Here is a 3,054-nt window from a genome sequence, read left to right as displayed (position 1 = left end):
TGTCGGCGTACTCATTGGTGTGCAGAGGTGCGTACGAGTATTCGTGCAGAGGACGTCAGGAGTGGGCGAAGAGGGTGAGTGTGCAGCTGGAAGCGATGGCGAGAGTGTGACCCGTTGGTGAGAATCCCGCCGCGCGGATCTCGCATCCTTCTTCGCGGTGAATGTGCCACCAGGTTGATCCGGCTTCGTCGCGGTAGGGATCGCCCTGGTTTGACAGCAGGATGCTTTCGTTGGGCCAGTCGGGCGTCACGATGTCGATGGACCACCCGTTGGTGGTGGTCGTGTGCAGGCCGCCACCCAGGAGTCCGGAGATCTGGATGGCAGTACCTGCGAGAGGGCCTATTCCTTCGCAGGTGAGGGTGTAGTCGTCAGGCCATGCTGGCTCCGGATCGGGGTCGCGCGCTATGCGCTGGCCGGTGACGCAGTTGACGACGCCGCGTCCCTGATGAGAGGTCACGAGGATGAGGTCTTCGCCCGAGTCTGGGGGCGGGCTGAATCCGACGCCGGTCAGGCCGCCGACGGCTAATGGTGGCAAGGGGCGCCATGGCGGGGGCGGCGGTTGAAGCGGAGCGTTGCGGAATCGGGCGCGAAGGCGTTCTTGATGGGCGTTCAAGGCGTCGAGTCCTGTCGGCTGTCTGGACGTGGTGCAGGGAAGAGGCATCGTATGGCAGGGGCAAGACGCGTACCTGGGTCAGCCGGTGGCGGCGATCTCCGTTGTCACGGCGGCAAGTCGATTCTTGAGCCGGTAACTGGGGCCGTTGATCGCGATGACCTCGCAGTGGTGCAGTAGGCGGTCGAGGATGGCAGTGGCCAGCACCTCGTCGCCGAAGACCTGGCCCCATTCGCTGAAAGCCTTGTTGCTCGTCAGCAAGATCGAACCCTTTTCATACCTCTTCGAAATCATCTGGAAGACCAGGTTGGCCTCGTCGCGGGCCAGAGGCAGGTAGCCCACCTCGTCCAGGACCAGAACATGCGGGCGCAGGTAAGTCCGCAGCTTGGAGGCGAGCCGGCCGATGGCGTCGGCGGCTTTGAGCTGGCGGACCATGTCATCAAGGGTGGTGAAGTAGACGCTGAAGCCGGCGCGGCAGGCGGCGACGGCCAGTGCGACAGCGATGTGGGTCTTGCCGACCCCCGGAGGGCCCAGCAAGGCGGCGTTGACCTTGGCCTCAACGAAGGCCAAGGTGGCCAAGTCGCGGACCTTGCGGGCGTCCAGCTCCGGTTGGTAGGAGAAGTCGTAGTCGTCCAGGGTCTTGTGGTGCGGCATCTTAGAGATGCGCAGAGCGTGCCGGATACGGCGTTCCTCGCGGACGGCGTGTTCTTCTTCCAGCACCAGATCCAGGAAGTCCAGGTAGCCGAGCCGGGCGGCGTCGGCGCGGCCGACATGCTCGTTCAAGTGCTCGGCCAGGTGCGGCAGGCCCAGCTTGGTGGCGGTGGCGCGGATGCGGGCGGTGACCAGCTCACTCAACGTCTGATGTCCCTTGTGCGTGCGGAAGGTCGGCTCGGAGCGGTAGGTGGTCAGGAGAACGGGCCGGTCCCGGTGATCTGGTCATAGACCGACAGCGGCCGACGGCCGACCTTGACGTTGGCCGCGTCGGCTCTGGCTAGCAGGAAGCGCAGCGCTCCGGTCGGTTCGTGGCCGGCGCGGCGTGCCGTCAGCTCATCCGCCGGCGCCATGTGGTTTTCGCCGCTGGTCGTGGTGGCGCGGGTGTGGCCGTCGGGCAGAGCTCGCCAGTGCTCTGGGTCGACCACCCGGGCGCCGCGGCCGACCGCGCGCGGGTGCACGGCCAGCAGAGTGATGCCCTGTTCATCCGGCACGGTGGTGTGCAGGCTGACGGTGGCTGAAGAGGCGCGCACCTCCACCAACTGCCGGGACACGACCTTGGTCGCCGGCACCGAATACAGGTTGGCTTCGAAGGCGACCAGGCAGTCCTTGCCCACGTGGCGCAGATACCGGTTGGCCACAATGTAGGGCCGCGACGGGATCGGGCGCAGCGCGGCATGGTCGCGGAGGGCCCGCACCCCGATCACCTCGCCGTGCGTTCGATGAGTCAGCCGGCGGCGCAGCGGCACCCAGGCCAGGAACGCATTGTCGAGCTCATCCAGCGAGGCGAACGAGCGGCCCGCCAGCACATGGTCGCGCACGATCGACACCTGGCGTTCCACCCGGCCCTTGCCGGTGGGCCGGTAGGCGGCCAGCACGTCGATGTCGAAGTCGTAGTGCCCGGCGAACGCCACCGCCTCGGGATGCAGCGGCACTGCCTTGCCCGGGGCCACGTGCCGGCGCACCACCGTCTTGGTGCGGTCGTAGACGATCGCGCCGGGCACGCCGCCGAAGTGCTCGAACGCCCGCCGATGGCAGGCCCAGAAGGTGGCCAGGTCCTGGCTCGTGGTGAAGCAGCAAAACGGGTCGCGCGAATACGACAGCACCATGTGGAAGGAGTAGACCTTGGCGATCCCGACATGCGCCAGGATGGCGCCCTCATCACCCCAGTCCACCTGAGCCTGGGCGCCGGGCACCACCTCGAACCGTCGGTGCAGTCGGGCCAGCTCGTTCGGGCTGTAACCCAGCTCTGCGGCGATACGCGGCCGAGCCTGCTGCAGGTAGAGCTTGACCCGCTGGTAGTTGCCGGTGAAGCCGTACTCCTCGACCAGCCGCTCGTGGATCACCGTGCCCTTCAACAGCAGCTCAGCCCGCAACCACGCATCGATCACCGGCGCGTAGGCGTCGATCATCTGGTTGCGCCGACTCGGCCGCGCCGCAGCCGTCGGAGGCGCCACCGGCCCCTCGTGCTCCAGGTATTTGCGCACCGTGCGCCAGTTCAGTCCGGTCTCTCGGGCGATCTCCGAGATCGACGCCCCTGACTCCCGCAGCGCCCGGAACCGGCGCAGCTCCAGCCACCGCTCGGCCTCCAGCACCATCGCCTCGTCCCCGCCAGAATGATCGACATCACTTGGCAGGCTTCACCAACACCGCCCAACTACGGCAGCGGACACGCCGCTCACCTCTGCACGTTTACCTGTACCTGACTCTGCACATGGCCCCGTACGCCGACA

General features: G+C 66.9%; 3 protein-coding genes. All 3 read right to left on the bottom strand.

Annotated features, from left to right (window positions below; translation table 11 throughout):
* Window positions 1–55: 55 nt before the first annotated feature.
* Window positions 56–535 (bottom strand): hypothetical protein, encoded by a 480-nt coding sequence (locus tag B0I32_RS56115; protein WP_219912578.1) that lies wholly within the window; start codon window positions 533–535, stop codon window positions 56–58.
* A gap of 156 nt (window positions 536–691) precedes the next feature.
* Window positions 692–1,465 (bottom strand): IS21-like element helper ATPase IstB, encoded by a 774-nt coding sequence (gene istB / locus B0I32_RS56110; RefSeq protein WP_106253676.1) that lies wholly within the window; start codon window positions 1,463–1,465, stop codon window positions 692–694.
* 50 nt (window positions 1,466–1,515) lie between these two features.
* Entirely contained in the window at window positions 1,516–2,919 is a 1,404-nt protein-coding gene (istA, locus tag B0I32_RS56105; RefSeq protein WP_106253675.1) for an IS21 family transposase, read from the bottom strand.
* Window positions 2,920–3,054 lie beyond the last annotated feature (135 nt).

This window comes from Nonomuraea fuscirosea (assembly GCF_003001935.1).
Lineage (GTDB): Bacteria > Actinomycetota > Actinomycetes > Streptosporangiales > Streptosporangiaceae > Nonomuraea > Nonomuraea fuscirosea.
This window is presented reverse-complemented; position numbering and strand designations above follow the sequence as displayed.